The organism is Allobosea sp. Root670 (genome assembly GCF_001429415.1).
Taxonomy (GTDB): domain Bacteria; phylum Pseudomonadota; class Alphaproteobacteria; order Rhizobiales; family Beijerinckiaceae; genus Allobosea; species Allobosea robiniae.
Map to the genome: position 1 here is coordinate 1 of NZ_LMJU01000019.1, position 17101 is coordinate 17101.

The following is a 17101-nucleotide window of genomic DNA, read 5'->3' on the forward strand; positions in this document are numbered from 1 at the left end:
ACCTGCCGTTCGCCCATCATCGCGCCGCCCTCCGACCAAGGACAACTGAATCAGGACTTCAAACCCGTGGCAACGACGACTTTTTCAACGACATCCGCCGTCAGCCGACATTGGCCGGAAACTAATTCCCGCCCTTCATACCACCTTTATCCTCGTTCCACCTCATCCCGAGAACCCTTCTCCCCCTGCGGGAGAAGGGTTCTCGGCGTAGTCGGGACGGATGAAGGGTCTCGCGGCGTTTCGGCATGTGAATGCCTGACAAAGGGCAAACGATCACGAGATGGCCTGGACAAGCCCGACCATGACGACAGGCGGCGGCGGGGAGGCAGCGCGAATGCGCGGATGCGTGCGACGCGCATGGACCGCTCTCCCGCCGCCCGCTAAAGCTGGCGGCACAGGAGCATCCGGGAGGCCGCCATGGCTTATGAGACCATTCTCGTCGAGACGAAGGGCAAGGTCGGGCTGATCACGCTCAACCGCCCCCAGGCGCTGAACGCGCTGAACGGCCAGCTCATCGGCGAGATCAACCAGGCGCTCGACGGGTTCGAGAAGGATGCCGGCATCGGCTGCATCGTCCTCACCGGCTCGGAGAAGGCTTTTGCCGCCGGCGCCGACATCAAGGAGATGCAGAGCCGGACCTTCCCCGGCACCTATCTCGACGACAAGTTCGAGGACTGGGACCGGATCGGCCGGCGCCGCAAGCCGATCGTCGCCGCGGTCGCGGGCTTCGCGCTCGGCGGCGGCTGCGAGCTCGCCATGATGTGCGACTTCATCATCGCCGCGGACAACGCCAAGTTCGGCCAGCCCGAGATCAATCTCGGCGTCATCCCTGGCGCCGGCGGCACGCAGCGCCTGACCAAGGCGGTCGGCAAGGCCAAGGCGATGGACCTGTGCCTGACGGGCCGTATGATGGGCGCCGAGGAAGCCGAGCGCTCCGGCCTCGTCGCCCGCGTCGTGCCGCTGGCCGACCTCATGACCGAGACGCTGAAGGCGGCCGAGGCGATTGCGGCCAAGTCCCTGCCTTCCGTGCTGATGGCGAAGGAATCGGTCGAGCGCGCCTTCGAGGTGACACTGCAGGAAGGCCTGCGCTTCGAGCGCCGCGTCTTCTCCTCGCTTTTCGCGACGGCCGACCAGAAGGAGGGCATGTCCGCCTTCGCCGAGAAGCGGAAGCCCGACTTCAAGAACGCCTGAGCGGCCGGTCCTCACCTGCCGCATGGCGGCGTCGAGTCCCGCCGCCTTGATGAAACGACGCTCCTGCTGGCAGATAGCTCCCGTCTTTCGCCAGCAGGAATTCCCGCGATGAACGCCCAAGCCGGACCGTCCCTCCCGACCTATGCCGATGTCGAGGCCGCGGCAGGGCGACTCAAGGGCATCGCCCATCACACGCCGGCGATGAGCTCGGCCACCGCCAACCGGCGGACTGAAGCCAGCCTCGTCTTCAAGCCCGAGAACCTGCAGCGCATGGGCGCCTTCAAGTTCCGCGGCGGCTACAACGCGATCGCCTCCCTCTCGGCCGAGCAGAAGAAGGCCGGCGTCGTCACCTATTCCTCCGGCAACCATGCCCAGGCCATCGCCTATGCCGGCCAGCTTCTGGGCGTGCCGACCACGATCATCATGCCGAACGATGCGCCGGTCGCGAAGGTCGCGGCGACCGAGGGCTATGGCGGGCAGATCGTGCGCTATGACCGCTATAAGGAGAACCGGCTCGAGATCGGCAACAAGCTCTCCGCCGAGCGCGGGCTGACGATCATCCCGCCTTACGACCATCCGCATGTCATCGCCGGCCAGGGCACCGCGACCAAGGAGCTGATCGAGGATGCCGGCCCGCTCGACATCCTGCTCGTGCCGCTCGGCGGCGGCGGCCTGCTCGCCGGCGCGGCGCTGACCGCGAAGGCGCTGAACCCGGGCTGCCGTGTCTTCGGCGTCGAGCCGGAAGCCGGCAATGACGGCCAGCAATCGCTGCGCAAGGGCGAGATCGTCGCGATCGGCGTGCCCAAGACCATCGCCGACGGGGCGCAGACCGCCTTCCTCGGCGACCTGACCTTCCCGATCATCCAGCGCGAGGTCGAGGATATCGTCACCGTCAGCGACGCGGCGCTCGTCGACGCGATGCGCTTCTTCGCCGAGCGGATGAAGCTCGTGGTCGAGCCGACCGGCTGCCTCGCGGCGGCGGCCGCCTTCACCGGCGCCGTGCCGGTCGCCGGCAAGCGGGTCGGCATCATCCTCTCCGGCGGCAATGTCGATCTGGCGAGTTTCGCGGCCTTCATCGCGCCGTCCGCCTGAGATCGGCAGGCTTGCGACGATTCCGGCGTTGACGTAGCGCCGGCAAGCGACTATAGCCCCACCACTCGCGGCGGCCCGCGCAAGCTCGGCCGCCGCGCACGTTTTTCCAGCAAGGATGCGGCCAGCCCCGCCGGCAATGACGCCAGGCGACCGGTCGCAATGAAGAGACGAGGACGTTTCGATGGCCAATACGACGTCGGCCAAGAAGGCTACGCGCAAGATCGCTCGCCGCACCGAGGTCAACAAGGCGCGCCGCTCGCGGATGCGCACCTTCCTGCGCAAGGTCGAGGAGGCGATCGCCTCCGGCGACAAGGCCAGCGCTGCCGAGGCCCTGAAGGCCGCCCAGCCGGAAATCATGCGCGCCGCGCAGAAGGGCGTGGTTCACAAGAACACCGCCTCGCGCAAGGTCTCGCGCCTCGCTCATCGCATCGGCGCCCTGGCTTCCTGAGCCAAACGTCTTTAGCGTTTCGACGATCAAAAAGCCCGGCCGCAAGGCCGGGCTTTTTCGTTGGCTTCAAGGTCTCTGTGGCAGCCCCGCCACAACCTTCCGAGGAACAAAACAAAGCTGCCTTCAAGCTATTTTCCCAAGCTTTCCACGGCTTTGCCGACTTGACTCTCGGGCGCCATTCAGGGCGCGAAGCCGGGCTCCGAGCTCGACTTGGCCGCTCATAAAAAGATGTGATTTTTCATCACCTTAGCAGGCAAAGGATTTTGGAAGACGGAATCACGGCGACTCTGTGGCAGGCTTTCCGGGGGCGCGCAAAAAAAGATTCGGCCGACTCCGAAAGGGGGACCGTGAAGAAAATCTTAAGTTCCCCAACCAATTGCGGCGGTCTGCCCCATGGTCACGAACAGCCGCCGCGCGGCGAGTCTCGGAAGCCGGCTGAAAGGGGTGTTGCAGCCCGTCGAGGGCGCCTTGTAAGGTCCCCTCATCGCCGGGCGGACAGCAATGACCGCCACGGGATTTCCAGAGATGATCAGCGTTTTGGCTCGCGACCATGGAGGTTGGAGGATGTGACCCTTTGTCTTTCTTGATCGAGATGAAGGGTGGCGTCGTCTCTCGGCGAGCCTTCCAAGCGTAATCAACACAAGCGGGACCGGAGCCTGCCGGGGCGTCATGCGCCCGCCGGGACCGGAACCATTTTGACCAGACAGCAGCGCCGGGACGGTGGCCAGGAAGCGACCGCCGAACCCGAGCTATGCACATTTTCAAAGAACGGGGCCATTGATGTTCGAGCGGCAGGATTTCGGGGACATGGTCGAGACCACGCCGGTGGTGGTGACGGTCGCTGCGGAAGAGACCGCCGTCATCCGGGTGGAGGAGGCATCGATTCAGGACGCATGGGAGCGTGTGCGCCGGCGCCTGCGGGCGGAGCTCGGCGAGGATGTCTTCTCGAGCTGGTTTGGCCGGCTGGAGATCGCGGGGATCGTCGAGGGCGTGGCCTATCTCACCGTCCCCACCCGCTTCCTGAAGAGCTGGCTCGAGGCGCATTATACCGAGCGCCTGCGGGTGAACTGCATCGCCGAGCTGCCGGCCCCGAATGGCGTGCTGCTCTCGGTCCGCACCGTTTCGCGCGACCCGGCCGCCCAGCCGCAGATCGAAGCCCTGCGCAGCCGCCCGGCAACGGTAGCGAGCCCCACGCCGGCCGAGGCCGGCCGCCCTGCCACTGTCAGCCTGTCCCAGGCCGGGGAAAGCGACCTCGTCGATGCCTGCGGCACCGGGCTCGACCGGCGCATGAGCTTCCAGAGCTTCGTCGTCGGCAAGTCGAACCAGCTCGCCTTCGCCGCGGCCGAGCGCATTGCGGCTGCGCCCGCGGGCCAGAGCCCCTATAATCCGCTCTACCTTCATGCCGGCGTCGGCCTCGGCAAGACGCATCTCCTGCAGGCGATCGCGCAGGATGCGCGCCGCCAGGGCAAGCGCGTCGCCTATTTCACCGCCGATCGCTTCATGTACGGCTTCGTCGCGGCGCTGAAGTCGCAGACGGCGCTCGCTTTCAAGGAGAAGCTGCGCGGCATCGACCTGCTCATCGTCGACGACGTGCAGTTCATCCAGGGCAAGTCGATCCAGCAGGAGTTCGGCCACACGATCAACGCCCTGCTCGATGCCGGCAAGCAGATCGTCGTCGCCGGCGACCGCCTCGCCGGAGAGCTCGAAGCGCTCGACGAGCGCATCCGCTCGCGGCTCGGCGGCGGCCTGGTGGTCGAAGTGGGAGAACTCGACGAGACCCTGCGCGCCACGATCCTGTCCAGCCGGCTGGAGGCGCTGCAGGCGACCCACCCGAACTTCCGGGTCAGCCCGGACGTCGTCGCCTATGTCTCGCGCGTCGTCGCGACCAATGGCCGCGACCTCGACGGCGCCGCCAACCGCCTGCTCGCCCATGCCACGCTGTCCGGCCAGCTCGTGACGCTGGAGACGGCGGAAGCGGCGATCCGCGATCTCGTCCGCACCCGCGAGCCGCGCCGGGTCAAGATCGAGGACATCCAGAAGCTCGTCGCGACGCGCTACAATGTCAGCCGCGCCGACATCCTCTCGGAGCGCCGCACGGCGGCCGTGGTGAAGCCGCGCCAGATCGCGATGTATCTGTCGAAGGCGCTGACACCCCGCTCCCTGCCCGAAATCGGCCGCCGCTTCGGCGGGCGCGACCACACGACGGTGCTGCACGCCGTGCGGAAGATCGAGAAGGCGATCAGCGAGGATCGCTCGCTGCATGACGAGGTCGATCTGCTGAAGCGCATGCTGCAGGAGTAAGCCTGGAAAGCGTTCGCCACGCCCGTGAAATGGTTGTGGTTGCCCGGGCGGGCAGGCCTTGCGCCCCCGCCCGGTGTCCTGCAATGTCGCTGGCCATTCATTCGGCTCGCGCGTTCGCGCGCGGGCGACCAGCGCCAGAAGACTAGACAATCATGAAGGTCACGGTCGAACGTTCCACGCTGCTCAAGTCGCTCAGTCACGTCCATCGCGTGGTCGAGCGCCGCAACACGATCCCGATCCTGTCGAACCTGCTGCTCTCGGCCTCCGAGAGCGGCCTGCGGCTGAAGGCGACCGATCTCGATATCGAGGTGGTGGAGACGATCGCGGCGGACGCGCCCGAGCCCGGCGCCACCACCGTTCCGGCGCATACCCTCTACGACATCGTCCGCAAGCTGCCCGATGGCGCCCAGGTCTCGCTGGAAACCACCGGCGATAGCGGCCTCGTGCTGCGCTCGGGACGCTCGCGCTTCCAGCTCCAGACCCTGCCGGAAAGCGATTTCCCGGATATCACCGCCGGCGACATGGCGCATCGCTTCGTGCTGCCGGCCGGCGAGCTGAAGCGCCTGATCGACAAGACCCAGTTCGCGATCTCGACCGAGGAGACGCGCTACTACCTCAACGGCATCTATCTCCACACCATCGATGTCGACGGCCGTCCCGTCCTGCGTGCGGTCGCGACCGACGGTCACCGTCTCGCCCGCGTCGACACCGCCGCGCCGCAGGGCTCGGTCGGCATGCCCGGCGTGATCGTGCCGCGCAAGGCCGTGGCCGAGATCCAGAAGCTGCTGGAAGACGGCGAGAGCGAGGTCGCGGTCGAGCTGTCCGGCTCGAAGATCCGCGTCGCAACCGCCGATGTCGTGCTGACCTCGAAGCTGATCGACGGCACCTTCCCCGACTATCAGCGCGTCATCCCCAGCGGCAACGACAAGCGCCTCACCGTCGACAGGGGCGATTTCGCCGCTTCCGTCGACCGCGTCTCGACGATCTCCTCCGAGCGCGGCCGCGCCGTGAAGCTCTCGATGGCCGAGGGGCGGATGACGCTTTCCGTCACCAACCCGGATTCCGGCTCGGCGACCGAGGAGATCGAGGTCGATTACGAGGCGAGCCCGCTCGATATCGGCTTCAACGCCCGCTACCTGATGGATATCGCCGCCCAGCTCGACGGCGACACCGCTCTGCTCAAGCTGGCCGATCCCGGCTCGCCGACGGTGATCCAGGATCGCGAAGGCGCCTCCGCGCTCTATGTGCTGATGCCGATGCGCGTCTAGCAGCTGGCTCATGGCCGCCGTCGCGCGCCTGATCCTGCAGGATTTCCGTTCCTACGAGGCCCTCGATCTCCCGGTCGAGGGCCAAATCGTTGCGCTCGCGGGCGAGAACGGAGCCGGCAAGACCAATATCCTCGAAGCGCTCTCGCTGTTCACGCCGGGGCGGGGCCTGCGCCGCTCCGAGATCACGGCGATGGCACGGCAAGGCGGCGACGGCGCCTTTGCCGCCTCCGTCACCTTGGCTGACGACGCGGGCCGGCTCGGCATCGGACTCGGCGCACTCGATTCGGAGGGGCGTAGGCCGCGTCTCGCCCGGATCGACGGGGCCAATGTCGGCTCGGCGCTCGCCTTCAGCGACTACCTCCGCGTGGTCTGGCTGACGCCCGATCTCGACGGGCTGTTCCGGGGCGCGGCCGGAGACCGCCGCCGCTTCCTCGATCGGCTCGTGCTGGCGATCGATCCGAGCCACGCCACCCGCTCGAACGCGCTGGAGCGGGCGCTGCGCTCACGCAATCGCATCCTTGAGGAAAGCCCCGGCCAGGGCCAGTGGCTCGACGCGGTCGAGCGCGAGGTCGCTGAGCTCGGCGTCGCGGTCGCGGCCGCGCGAGCCGAAACGGTGGCCCGGCTCTCCGCCATCATCGCCGAGACGCGCGACGAGGCCTCGCCCTTCCCCTTCGCCGATATCGCGCTCTCCGGCGAGATCGACGCGCTCGTCGCCCGCCTGCCGGCCGTCGATGCCGAGGACGCCTATCGCGACCTGCTGCGCCAGAGCCGCCATCGCGACAAGGCGGCCGGGCGCACGCTCACAGGGCCGCAGGCCTCCGATCTCGAAGTCCGGCACGGACCGAAGGATATTCCGGCCGGACAGGGCTCGACCGGCGAGCAGAAGGCGCTATTGATCGGGCTTGTGCTCGCCCATGCCAGATTGGTCGCGGCGATGAGCGGCATCGCGCCGCTCGTCCTGCTCGACGAAATCGCCGCCCATCTTGATCCACGCCGCCGCGCCGCGCTCTACGAGGGGCTGACGGATTTGGGCTGCCAGGTTTGGATGACCGGTGCTGACGCCGCCCTGTTCGGCGACCTGCCGGCCGGCGCGCAGCGCTTTTCGGTCACGCCGGGACGGATCGATCCGCTCGATTGATCGGTCAGGCCACGGCTTGCGATGGGACGCTTCGTCCCGTTCCTGCTAGTCTTCGGCATCCTCGGGGACTTCGACCATGGACATTTCCAGCCTTGCCCTGTTCGCTGGCGTGTATTTCCTCGCCGTCGCCTCGCCCGGACCGGCCATCGCGGCGCTGGTCGCGCGTTCGCTGTCCTCGGGCTTCCGGCGCTCCGTGCCCTTCCTCGCCGGGATCGTGATGGGCGATCTCGTCTGGTTCACGCTCACGGCACTGGGCCTCAGTGTCCTCATGCAGAGCTTCCACGGCGTCTTCGTCGCGATCAAATATGCCGGCTGCGCCTATCTGCTCTATCTCGCCTGGAAGGCCTGGACGGCCCCGGCCGAGGCGCCGAAGCCTTCCGCCGCCGCACGCGGCGAGGGCCTGCGCCTGTTCCTCGGCGGCATCGCGCTGACGCTCGGCAACCCCAAGGTCATGGTCTTCTTCCTGTCGATCCTGCCGCTGGTCATCGATCTCAACGCCATGAGCACGCTCGCCTTCGTCGAGGTCGCCACGCTGATCGCCCCGATCATCACGGGCACGTTGATGGCCTATGCCTATGCGGCCGACCGGGCACGGCGCCTCGTCGCCAGCCCGCGCGCGATGCGCTGGATCAACCGGACGACCGGCGGCGTGATGGCGGGCGCGGCTGCCGCGATCGCGACCCGGAGCTGAGCGGCATTGGCTCTGGCCGCCGGCCTCATCGATCTCGGCTTCGCGCTGTTCCATGCCGCTTTCCGGCGCCTGTTCGGCTGGCCGGAGCGGCTCGCCCCCTCCGGCAGCCTGAACACCGCGATCACGCAGACGCTCAACGCGATGCTGATCTTCGTCTTCCTCGCGTATGGCGCGGCCTTGATCTGGCTATCCGGGCAAGGCAACGTGCATCCCGTGCTGCCGCTCGTGGGCGCGGCCTTCTGGGGCCTGCGGCTTGCGCTGCAATTCATCTGGTTCGACCTGAAGCCCTGGCCGTCGAAGCTGATCGCGGCGGTTTTCGCGGTGACCGCCGTGGTCCATCTGCTCGCCATACGGGTCTAGGCACAGGATATCCGGCGAAAGGCTGGCCAAGCGAGCCCGGCTGCGGCACATCCTTGTCCATGTCGCCATCCCGCGAATCAGACGCCCGCGCGATCCTCAAGTCGGTCTGGGGCTACGACGATTTCCGCCCCGGCCAGTGGGAGGTGATCGCAGCCGCCCTTGCCGGCGAAGACGTCTTCGCGGTGATGCCGACCGGCTCCGGCAAGTCGATGTGCTACCAGCTCCCGGCGCTGGTCGCGGGCGGGCTGACGCTGGTCGTCTCGCCGCTCATCGCGCTGATGCGCGACCAGGTCGGGCAGCTCGTCCGGGCCGGCGTATCGGCCGCCTCGCTCAACTCGATGAATACGGAGGAGGAGGCGGCGCAGGCCTGGGACAGGCTGAATTCCGGCGATCTCAGGCTGCTCTTCGTCTCGCCCGAGCGGCTGGCCGGCGAGGGGCTGGTTTCGCGACTGAAGCGCCTTGGCGTGAACCGGCTCGCCATCGACGAGGCCCATTGCGTCTCGCAATGGGGCCATGATTTTCGGCCCGAATATCGCCTGCTCGCCAAGACGCGCGAGGCGCTCGGCGGCGTGCCGGTGACGGCGCTGACCGCGACCGCCGACCGGCAGACCCAGGCCGATATCGCGAGCCAACTCTTCCCGCAGCCGCCGCATATGGTGGTGCATTCCTTCGACCGGCCGAACCTGAAGCTCGCCTTCGCGCCGAAGGAGCAGCCGCGCCGGCAGATCGACGATTTCCTGCGCCGGCACCGCAACGGCTCCGGCATCGTCTACTGTTCCTCGCGCAGCAAGACCGAGCGCCTTGCAACCGCCTTGAGCGAAAAAGGCTGGAACGCCCTGCCCTATCATGCCGGGCTCGAACAGGAGACGCGCAACCGCAACCAGGACGTCTTCCTGCAGGAGGACGGCGTCGTCGTCTGCGCCACCATCGCCTTCGGCATGGGCATCAACAAGCCGGACGTCCGCTTCGTCGTCCATGCCGATATGCCCGGCTCGATCGAGGGCTATTACCAGGAGATCGGCCGCGCCGGGCGCGACGGCCTGCCGGCGGATACGCTGACGCTCTACGGCGTCGACGACATGTCGCTGAGGCGGCGCCAGATCGACGAGAAGCAGATCGACGACGAGCGCCGGCGCATCGAGCACAAGCGCCTCAACGCGATGATCGATCTCTGCGAGAATGCGCTCTGCCGGCGCAGCGCGCTGCTGGCCTATTTCGGCGAGGAGACGCCGCCCTGCCGGCATGGCAATGCGCCGTTCCGCTGCGATCTCTGCGGCGCCGAGGCGCCAGCCCTGCAGGACGCGACGCTCGATGCGCGAAAACTGCTTTCAGCCGTGATCCGTTCCGGCCAGCGCTTCGGCGCTGGCCATCTCGCCGACATCCTGACGGGCACGACGACCGAGGTCATCCGGCGCCAGAACCATGACGGCCTCAAGACCTTCGGCGTCGGCGCCGACAAGCCCAAATCCGCCTGGATGGGGCTGACGCGCAAGCTCTTCGCGGCCGGCGCGCTGGCCGAAGCCAGCATGGAGCATGGCGGGTTCTGCCTGACAGCGAAAGGCGAGGACATCCTGTTCGGCCGCGAGAGCATCGCGCTCCGGGCCGATCCCTTCACGGAGAAGCGTTCCCGCCGCTCCGAGCGCGATGCGGCCCGCGCCGACGGGCTCGACGAGGGAACGGCCGGCCTGTTCGAGCATCTGCGCAAGCTCAGGCTCCAGATCGCCCGCGAGGAGGGCGTCGCGGCCTATATCATCTTCACCGACCGGACCCTGATCGCGATGGCGCGGGAACGGCCGCTCGGGCTCGACGAGATGCGGACGATCGAAGGCGTCGGCGAACGCAAGCTCGCGCAGTATGGCGAGGCCTTCGTCGAGGCGATCTCGGAGTTCCGGGGTTAGGCCCCGCCTGTGGCAGCCGTCATTCTCGGGCGGAGCGAAGCGCAGGCCCGAGAATCTCCTCCCGGGAAGGACAGTAGAGCCCACATCGGCATGAGATGCTCGGGTCAAGCCCGAGCATGACGGTCTGGCCCGGACGTCAATCAAAAATGCGCCTTCACGCGCACGCACGCGTAGGCGCGTGAAAAAGCCATCGTCTCACCCTATATTGTCGTTTCGAATCAGGATCATCGCGGGCGCTCGCTCGCCCGCTCAGGAACCACTTCATGACCGATGCCGCCCTCAGCGCCCAGCCCGACGACTACGGCGCCGATTCCATCAAGGTTCTCAAGGGCCTGGACGCGGTGCGCAAGCGGCCCGGCATGTATATCGGCGACACCGATGACGGCTCGGGCCTGCATCACATGGTCTACGAGGTCGTCGACAACGCGATCGACGAGGCGCTCGCCGGCCATGCCGACCTCGTCACGGTGACGCTGAATGCCGAGGGTTCGGTCACCGTGACCGACAATGGCCGCGGCATCCCGACCGATATCCACAGCGAGGAAGGCATCTCGGCGGCCGAGGTCATCATGACCCAGCTCCATGCCGGCGGTAAGTTCGACCAGAACTCCTACAAGGTCTCTGGCGGCCTGCACGGCGTCGGCGTCTCCGTCGTCAACGCGCTCTCGGTCTCGCTGAAGCTGCGCATCTGGCGCGGCGGCAACGAGCACTACATGGAATTCCGCCATGGCGACGCGGTCGCGCCGCTCGCCGTCGTCGGCCCGCAGGGCGACAAGCGCGGCACCGAGGTGACCTTCCTGCCCTCGCAGGAGACCTTCACCATGGTGGAGTTCGACTACAAGACGCTGGAGCACCGTCTGCGCGAGCTCGCCTTCCTGAACTCGGGCGTGCGCATCGTCCTGACCGATGCGCGCCATGCCGAGGTGGTGCGCGAGGAGCTGATGTACGATGGCGGCGTCGAGGCCTTCGTGCGCTATCTCGACCGCGCCAAGTCCTCCGTGATCGAGAAGCCGATCATGCTGACCTCGGAGAAGGACGGCATCACCGTCGATGTCGCGCTGTGGTGGAACGACAGCTACCACGAGAACGTGCTCTGCTTCACCAACAACATCCCGCAGCGCGATGGCGGCACCCATCTTGCCGGCTTCCGCGCCGCGCTGACGCGCCAGATCACCGGCTATGCCGAAAGCTCGGGCATCTCCAAGAAGGAGAAGGTCTCGCTCACCGGCGACGATTGCCGCGAAGGCCTGACCGCGATCGTCTCGGTCAAGGTGCCCGACCCGAAATTCTCGTCGCAGACCAAGGACAAGCTGGTCTCGTCGGAGGTTCGCCCGGTCGTCGAGAACGTCGTCAACCAGGCGCTGTCGGAGTGGCTCGAGGAGCATCCGGGCGAGGCCAAGACCATCGTCGGCAAGGTGGCGGAAGCCGCGGCCGCTCGTGAGGCCGCCCGCAAGGCCCGCGACCTCACCCGCCGCAAGGGCGCGCTCGATATTGCGTCGCTGCCAGGCAAGCTCGCGGATTGCCAGGAGCGCGATCCCGCCAAGTCCGAACTCTTCATCGTCGAGGGTGACTCGGCCGGTGGCTCCGCCAAGCAGGGCCGCGCCCGCGAATACCAGGCCGTGCTGCCGCTGCGCGGCAAGATCCTCAACGTCGAGCGGGCGCGCTTCGACAAGATGCTCTCGTCGGACCAGGTCGGCACGCTGATCACGGCGCTGGGCGCCGGCATCGGCCGGGCGGACGCCGAGCAGGGCGGCTTCAACCTGGCGAAGCTGCGCTACCACAAGATCATCATCATGACCGACGCCGACGTCGACGGCGCCCATATCCGCACCTTGCTGCTGACGTTCTTCTACCGGCAGATGCCGGAATTGATCGATGCCGGCCATCTCTTCATCGCCCAGCCGCCGCTCTACAAGGCGGCGCGCGGCAAGAGCCATGTCTATCTCAAGGACGAGCGGGCGCTGGAGGAATACCTGGTCGAGTCGACGCTGGACGGCGCGACCTTCCGCACCAGCGAGGGCGTCGAGCGCGGCGGTGCCGACCTGCGCGTCCTGATCGAGGAAGCCCGCAACGTGCGCAACGCGCTGGCGCAACTGCATTCGCGCTATGACCGCCGCGTCGTCGAGCAGATGGCGATCGCCGGCGTGCTGCACCCGATCAGCGAGGACGACGAGGCCAAGGCCAACGAGGCGGCGGCTTATGTCGCACGCCGGCTCGATGCGATCTCGGACGAGCTGGAGCGTGGCTGGGAAGGGAAGGTCAGCGAAGGCGGCTTCGTCTTCTCGCGGATGATCCGCGGCGTGAAACAGGCCGCGACGATCGATGCCGGGCTGCTCGCCAGCACGGAGGCCCGCAAGCTCGACGCTGCGGCGACCTCCTTGCAGGAGGCCTATGCAAAGCCCGGCGTGCTCAGCCGCAAGGGCGACACCTTCACCGTCAACGGCCCGAGCGACCTGTTCGACGCGGTCTCCAGCATCGGCAAGAAGGGCGTTTCGCTGCAGCGCTACAAGGGCCTGGGCGAGATGAACCCCGACCAGCTCTGGGAGACGACGCTCGACCGCGACGTGCGCTCGCTGCTGCGCGTCAAGAACGACCAGAACGACGAGGCCGACGATCTCTTCGTCAAGCTGATGGGCGATGTCGTCGAGCCGCGGCGAGAGTTCATCCAGAGCAACGCGCTGAACGCGACGGTCGACATCTGATCGTCGCGACGACTGTGAAACCGCGATTACGGGCTCAGTCTTTAGCCATTTGGTGTACTGGGAGGCGAGGTCGCCGGGCCGTTGGCTGACAGGTTTTTTTGGGTAAGCTCGGACCAGCCTTTGTGGTGATCGGACGGTGCGCTGCGCTGGTCGAGCAGACTTCGCTACCGGCGCGAAAAGATCGACGGGCGTCGGGGCGTCACGCTGCCGCTTCGAGCGGATGATGGCAGCGGAACATCCCCCCGGCGGCGGCGGTCTGCTCCGGCATTTGCGAGCGGCAGATGTCGCTCGCCCGCGGGCAGCGTGGGTTGAACGGGCAGCCCGGCGGTGGCTCGACCGGGTTCGGCGGCTCGGCGACAACCTCCGACCAGGATGGGCGCCGTCCAGGGGTCGGCGGCAGCACGGCGTCGAGCAGTGAGCGCGTATAGGGATGGCGCGGCCGCGCGAACAGCTCCTCGGTCGGCCCGGTCTCGACCACAGTGCCGAGATACATCACCGCCACCCGCTCGGCCATGTGGTAGACAACGGCGAGGTTGTGGCTGATCAGCAGCACGGTCAGCCCGAGCTTCTTCTGCAGCGCGCCGATCAGGTTGATGATCTGCGACTGCACGGAGACGTCGAGCGCCGAGGTCGGCTCGTCGCAGATCAGGATGCGCGGCTGCGCGATCAGCGCACGAGCAATCGCAACGCGCTGGCGCTGCCCGCCGGAGATCTGGCTCGGATAGGCGTTGAGCAGATGCGGCGGCAGGCCGACGGCCTGCATCATCTCCGTCACCGCGGCCTGCCGGCTGCGGGCATTGCCCTCGCCGCGCACGGCGAGCGGTGCCACGATGATGCTGCCGAGCGTCTGGCGCGGGTTGAGCGAGGAATACGGGTCCTGGAAAACGGGCTGGATCAGCCCGGCACGCTCGATGCGATGATAGGACGCGATCGGCTTTCCGGCGACCGCGACGGTGCCGCTGGTTGGCGGCTCGATGCCGAGCATCAGCCGCGACAGCGTGGTCTTGCCGCAGCCGGATTCGCCGACGATCGCGACGACCTCGCCCTGCCCGACCTCGAGATCGATGCCGCGCAGCGCCCGCAGGATCCGCCGCTGGCCATGGAAGGAAACGGCGTAGTCGCGCGTTGCGCCGACGATGCTCAGTGCGGCCTGCGCGCTCACGACACCACCTCGCCCTGCTCTTCGAAACCAGGTTCGGCCATCCGTTCCCCCACGGGGCGGACGCAGCGCAAGGCACGGTCGCCCTCCTGTGGCACCAGCGGCACAGGCGCGGCGCAGACGGGCCGCGCATAGGGGCAGCGCTCCATGAACAGGCAGGCTTTCACCGCGCCGGTCGGCGGTGGCACGATCCCGGGGATCGAGCCCAGCAGCGCGCCCCGCGCGGTGCGCCCCGGCGTCGGGATCGCCTGCAGCAGGCCTTCGGTATAGGGATGCGCCGGCGCGGTCAGGACGGCTGCGGTATCGCCGGTCTCGACCACCTGCCCGGCATACATCACCGCGACACGGTGGGCCATCGTCGCCACCACGCCGAGATCGTGCGTGATCAGAATGATGCCGACGCCAGTCTCGTGCTGCAGCTGCGCCAGCAGGCCGAGGATCTGCGCCTGGGTGGTGACGTCAAGCGCCGTCGTCGGTTCGTCGGCGATGATCAGGTCCGGGTCGCAGGACAAGGCCATGGCGATCATCACGCGCTGGCGCAGGCCACCGGAAAGCTGGTGCGGATACTGCTCCAGCCGAGCCGCCGGCGACGGGATGCCGACCCGTGCCAGCAGAGACACCGCCCGCTCGCGCGCCTCGGCCCGGCCGATGCCCAGATGCGTGCGCATCACCTCGGTCATCTGGCTGCCGATGGTGTAGCAGGGATCGAGCGAGGTCATCGGATCCTGGAAGATCATCGCGATGCGCGGGCCGCGCAGCTTGCGCCACTCCGCCTCGCGCAGGTCGATCAGCGACTGTCCCGAAAAGCTCAGCCTGGAGGCGTCGACGCGGCCGGGCCTCGGCACGAGCCCCATCAGCGAGAGAGCGGTGAGGCTCTTGCCGCAGCCGGACTCACCAACGATCGCCAGCGTCTCGCCACGCGCGACGGAGAGCGCGATGCCGCGCACCGGCTGCAGGATGCGGCCCTGCGCGGTCGGGATCGTGATCTTCAGATCCTCGAGCTCGATCAAGGCGCTGTTCGTCGGGGCGCTCATGCCCGGCCCTCCGGCGCGACGACGTCGCGCAGCGCATCGCCGAGCAGGTTGATCGCCAGCACCAGCGTCACCAGCGCGACACCGGGGATCGCGATTAGCCAGGGCCGGAACAGCAGCTGGTTTTTCGATTCCGCCACCATCAGCCCCCAGGACGCGAGCGGCGGCTTGACGCCGAGGCCGAGGAAGGAGAGCGCGGCCTCCAGCAGTACGGCATGGGCGACCTCGACGGTCGCGACCACGATCAGCGGCCCGACGATGTTGGGCAGGATCTCGACCAGCAGTATGCGCGGCGTCGAGGAGCCGATGGCGCGCGCCGCAATGACGAAGTCGCTATGCGCCAGCCGTTGCGTCGCGCTGCGGGTGACCACCGCGAACCGGTCCCAGAGCAACAGCCCGATCACCACGACGAGCACCGTCAGCGAGGACCCGACGACCGCGACCACCACGAGTGCGACCAGCACCACCGGAAGGGTCAGCCGGATCGTGATCAGGAAGTTGATGACGAGGTCGACGCGCCCGCCGAAATAGCCGGCCGCCATGCCCATCGCCATGCCGATCAGGCCCGAGACCAGTACGGTCGCGACGCCGATGAACATTGAGACGCGGGCGCCGTCCACCAGCCGCGCCAGCAGATCGCGCCCGAGCTGGTCGGTGCCCAGCGGATGCGTCCAGCTGCCGCGCACGTCCCAGACCGGCGGGATGAGGCGGGCGCCGAGATTCTGCGCCACGGGGTCGAGCGTGAAAAGCGGCCCGACGAGCGCGACCAACAGGATCAGCAGGATCGCGCCGCCGCCGAACCAGAAGCTGCCATGCCGCAGCATGCGGTGCAAAGCGAGCCGGCGGGGGCTCATCGCAGTGAGTGTCGCCGCCGTCATGAGATGCGGATCCTCGGGTCGATCAGGGCATTCAGGAGGTCGGCCAGCAGCGTCAGCAGCGCATAGATCAGCGCGATCACCAGCAGGATGGACTGGATCACCTCGATGTCGGAGCGCTGGATCGACTGCCAGGCGAGCAGGCCCAGCCCCTTCAGCGAGAACACCGTCTCGACAACGATCGAGCCGCCGAGCATGAAGCCGAGCTGCACGGCCGCGAGCGAGACGACCGGGATGATGGCGCTGCGCAGCGCATGCAGAAGCACGACGCGCCAGGCTGGCAGACCGTAGGCCCGCGCGGTGCGGACATGATCGGACTGCATCACGTCGATTATGCCCGAACGCGTCAGCCGCATCAGCGCAGGCGCCGCGTAATAGCCAAGCGTCACCGAGGGCAGCACGAAATGCAGCCAGGTCGCCGAGCCGGAGATCGGCAGCCAGCGCAGCTGCACGCCGAAGATGTAGACCAGCAGGAGCGCGAACAGGAAGGATGGCAGCGCCTGCCCGGCGACCGCGAGCCCGAGCGCGAAGCGGTCGATCACCGTGTCTCGATAGAGCCCGGCGAGGATGCCGAGCGGGATCGAGAGCAGGAGCGCGAAGGCGAGCGCCGACAGGCCGAGCTTTGCCGTGACCGGCGCATGCTCGGCCAGCACGCTCACCACCGGCTGGCGCAGATAGAAGGACCGGCCGAACTCACCCGACAGGATCTTGCCAAGCCAGGCGAAGTACTGCGTGTGGATCGGCTGGTCGAAGCCATAGAGCCGGCGGATCGATTCCACATCCGCGGGCGAAGCTCCCTCGCCCGCCATCGCCGCGGCGGGGTCGCCGGAGAGATGGACGAGCGAGAAGGCGAGCACCGAGGTGCAGGCGATCACCAGCAGGGTGACGAGCAGTCGCCGCGCGAGAAAGCGTAACATGATGTTCGATCAGACTGCGGCGGCCGCCTC

14 protein-coding genes are annotated in these 17101 nt (G+C 67.6%); 10 read left to right on the top strand and 4 right to left on the bottom strand.

Going from position 1 to position 17101, the window contains the following annotated elements:
* The first annotated feature begins 417 nt into the window (after positions 1 to 417).
* From ASE61_RS22420 to gyrB, 10 genes are all read left to right on the top strand, one after another.
* The gene (locus ASE61_RS22420; RefSeq protein WP_061970747.1) at positions 418 to 1191 is read left to right on the top strand and encodes an enoyl-CoA hydratase; all 774 of its coding nucleotides are present in this window, start codon (positions 418 to 420) and stop codon (positions 1189 to 1191) included.
* Between the two features lie 108 nt (positions 1192 to 1299).
* Positions 1300 to 2283 carry a threo-3-hydroxy-L-aspartate ammonia-lyase gene (locus ASE61_RS22425; protein WP_061970748.1) on the top strand — a complete coding sequence of 328 codons (984 nt, stop codon included), beginning with the start codon at positions 1300 to 1302 and terminating at the stop codon, positions 2281 to 2283.
* A gap of 181 nt (positions 2284 to 2464) precedes the next feature.
* A complete protein-coding gene (gene rpsT / locus ASE61_RS22430) occupies positions 2465 to 2731 on the top strand; it encodes a 30S ribosomal protein S20 (protein ID WP_061970750.1) in 267 nt (88 codons plus the stop codon).
* A 903-nt stretch (positions 2732 to 3634) separates the two neighbouring features.
* On the top strand, positions 3635 to 5032 hold the full coding sequence (gene dnaA / locus ASE61_RS22435) for a chromosomal replication initiator protein DnaA (protein ID WP_413813550.1): 1398 nt from the start codon (positions 3635 to 3637) through the stop codon (positions 5030 to 5032).
* Between the two features lie 152 nt (positions 5033 to 5184).
* Entirely contained in the window at positions 5185 to 6300 is a 1116-nt protein-coding gene (gene dnaN, locus ASE61_RS22440; protein ID WP_061970752.1) for a DNA polymerase III subunit beta, read from the top strand.
* 10 nt (positions 6301 to 6310) lie between these two features.
* Complete coding sequence (recF, locus tag ASE61_RS22445; RefSeq protein WP_061970753.1) at positions 6311 to 7438, top strand: DNA replication/repair protein RecF; 1128 nt, start codon at positions 6311 to 6313, stop codon at positions 7436 to 7438.
* Between the two features lie 76 nt (positions 7439 to 7514).
* Positions 7515 to 8129: a LysE family translocator gene (locus ASE61_RS22450; RefSeq protein WP_061970755.1), complete on the top strand. Its 615-nt coding sequence runs from the start codon at positions 7515 to 7517 to the stop codon at positions 8127 to 8129.
* A 6-nt stretch (positions 8130 to 8135) separates the two neighbouring features.
* Complete coding sequence (locus tag ASE61_RS22455) at positions 8136 to 8489, top strand: hypothetical protein (protein WP_061970757.1); 354 nt, start codon at positions 8136 to 8138, stop codon at positions 8487 to 8489.
* A gap of 59 nt (positions 8490 to 8548) precedes the next feature.
* Positions 8549 to 10387, top strand: coding sequence for a DNA helicase RecQ (recQ, locus tag ASE61_RS22460; protein WP_061970759.1), 1839 nt, complete (start codon positions 8549 to 8551; stop codon positions 10385 to 10387).
* A gap of 263 nt (positions 10388 to 10650) precedes the next feature.
* On the top strand, positions 10651 to 13089 hold the full coding sequence (gene gyrB / locus ASE61_RS22465; protein WP_061970760.1) for a DNA topoisomerase (ATP-hydrolyzing) subunit B: 2439 nt from the start codon (positions 10651 to 10653) through the stop codon (positions 13087 to 13089).
* Between the two features lie 199 nt (positions 13090 to 13288).
* On the opposite strand, the gene ASE61_RS22470 is transcribed toward gyrB, so the two are convergent.
* The 4 genes from ASE61_RS22470 to ASE61_RS22485 are packed head-to-tail and all read right to left on the bottom strand — an operon-like array spanning position 13289 to position 17071.
* Positions 13289 to 14251, bottom strand: coding sequence for an oligopeptide/dipeptide ABC transporter ATP-binding protein (locus ASE61_RS22470; RefSeq protein WP_156407193.1), 963 nt, complete (start codon positions 14249 to 14251; stop codon positions 13289 to 13291).
* A complete protein-coding gene (locus ASE61_RS22475; RefSeq protein ID WP_061970762.1) occupies positions 14248 to 15282 on the bottom strand; it encodes an ABC transporter ATP-binding protein in 1035 nt (344 codons plus the stop codon). Before ASE61_RS22475 ends, ASE61_RS22470 begins: the two co-directional genes overlap by 4 nt.
* Positions 15279 to 16157, bottom strand: a complete 879-nt coding sequence (locus ASE61_RS22480) for an ABC transporter permease (protein ID WP_061970764.1) — start codon at positions 16155 to 16157, stop codon at positions 15279 to 15281. The genes ASE61_RS22475 and ASE61_RS22480 overlap by 4 nt, the downstream gene beginning before the upstream one ends.
* Entirely contained in the window at positions 16154 to 17071 is a 918-nt protein-coding gene (locus tag ASE61_RS22485) for an ABC transporter permease (RefSeq protein ID WP_061970766.1), read from the bottom strand. Before ASE61_RS22485 ends, ASE61_RS22480 begins: the two co-directional genes overlap by 4 nt.
* Positions 17072 to 17101: the final 30 nt, after the last annotated feature.

Bases quoted from the DNA above. Each gene is read 5' to 3' on its own strand.
- ASE61_RS22420 (WP_061970747.1), top strand. From the start codon at position 418: ATGGCTTATGAGACCATTCTCGTCGAGACGAAGGGCAAGGTCGGGCTG.
- ASE61_RS22425 (WP_061970748.1), top strand. From the start codon at position 1,300: ATGAACGCCCAAGCCGGACCGTCCCTCCCGACCTATGCCGATGTCGAG.
- rpsT (WP_061970750.1), top strand. From the start codon at position 2,465: ATGGCCAATACGACGTCGGCCAAGAAGGCTACGCGCAAGATCGCTCGC.
- dnaN (WP_061970752.1), top strand. From the start codon at position 5,185: ATGAAGGTCACGGTCGAACGTTCCACGCTGCTCAAGTCGCTCAGTCAC.
- recF (WP_061970753.1), top strand. From the start codon at position 6,311: ATGGCCGCCGTCGCGCGCCTGATCCTGCAGGATTTCCGTTCCTACGAG.
- ASE61_RS22450 (WP_061970755.1), top strand. From the start codon at position 7,515: ATGGACATTTCCAGCCTTGCCCTGTTCGCTGGCGTGTATTTCCTCGCC.
- recQ (WP_061970759.1), top strand. From the start codon at position 8,549: ATGTCGCCATCCCGCGAATCAGACGCCCGCGCGATCCTCAAGTCGGTC.
- gyrB (WP_061970760.1), top strand. From the start codon at position 10,651: ATGACCGATGCCGCCCTCAGCGCCCAGCCCGACGACTACGGCGCCGAT.
- ASE61_RS22475 (WP_061970762.1), bottom strand. From the start codon at position 15,282: ATGAGCGCCCCGACGAACAGCGCCTTGATCGAGCTCGAGGATCTGAAG.
- ASE61_RS22480 (WP_061970764.1), bottom strand. From the start codon at position 16,157: ATGACGGCGGCGACACTCACTGCGATGAGCCCCCGCCGGCTCGCTTTG.
- ASE61_RS22485 (WP_061970766.1), bottom strand. From the start codon at position 17,071: ATGTTACGCTTTCTCGCGCGGCGACTGCTCGTCACCCTGCTGGTGATC.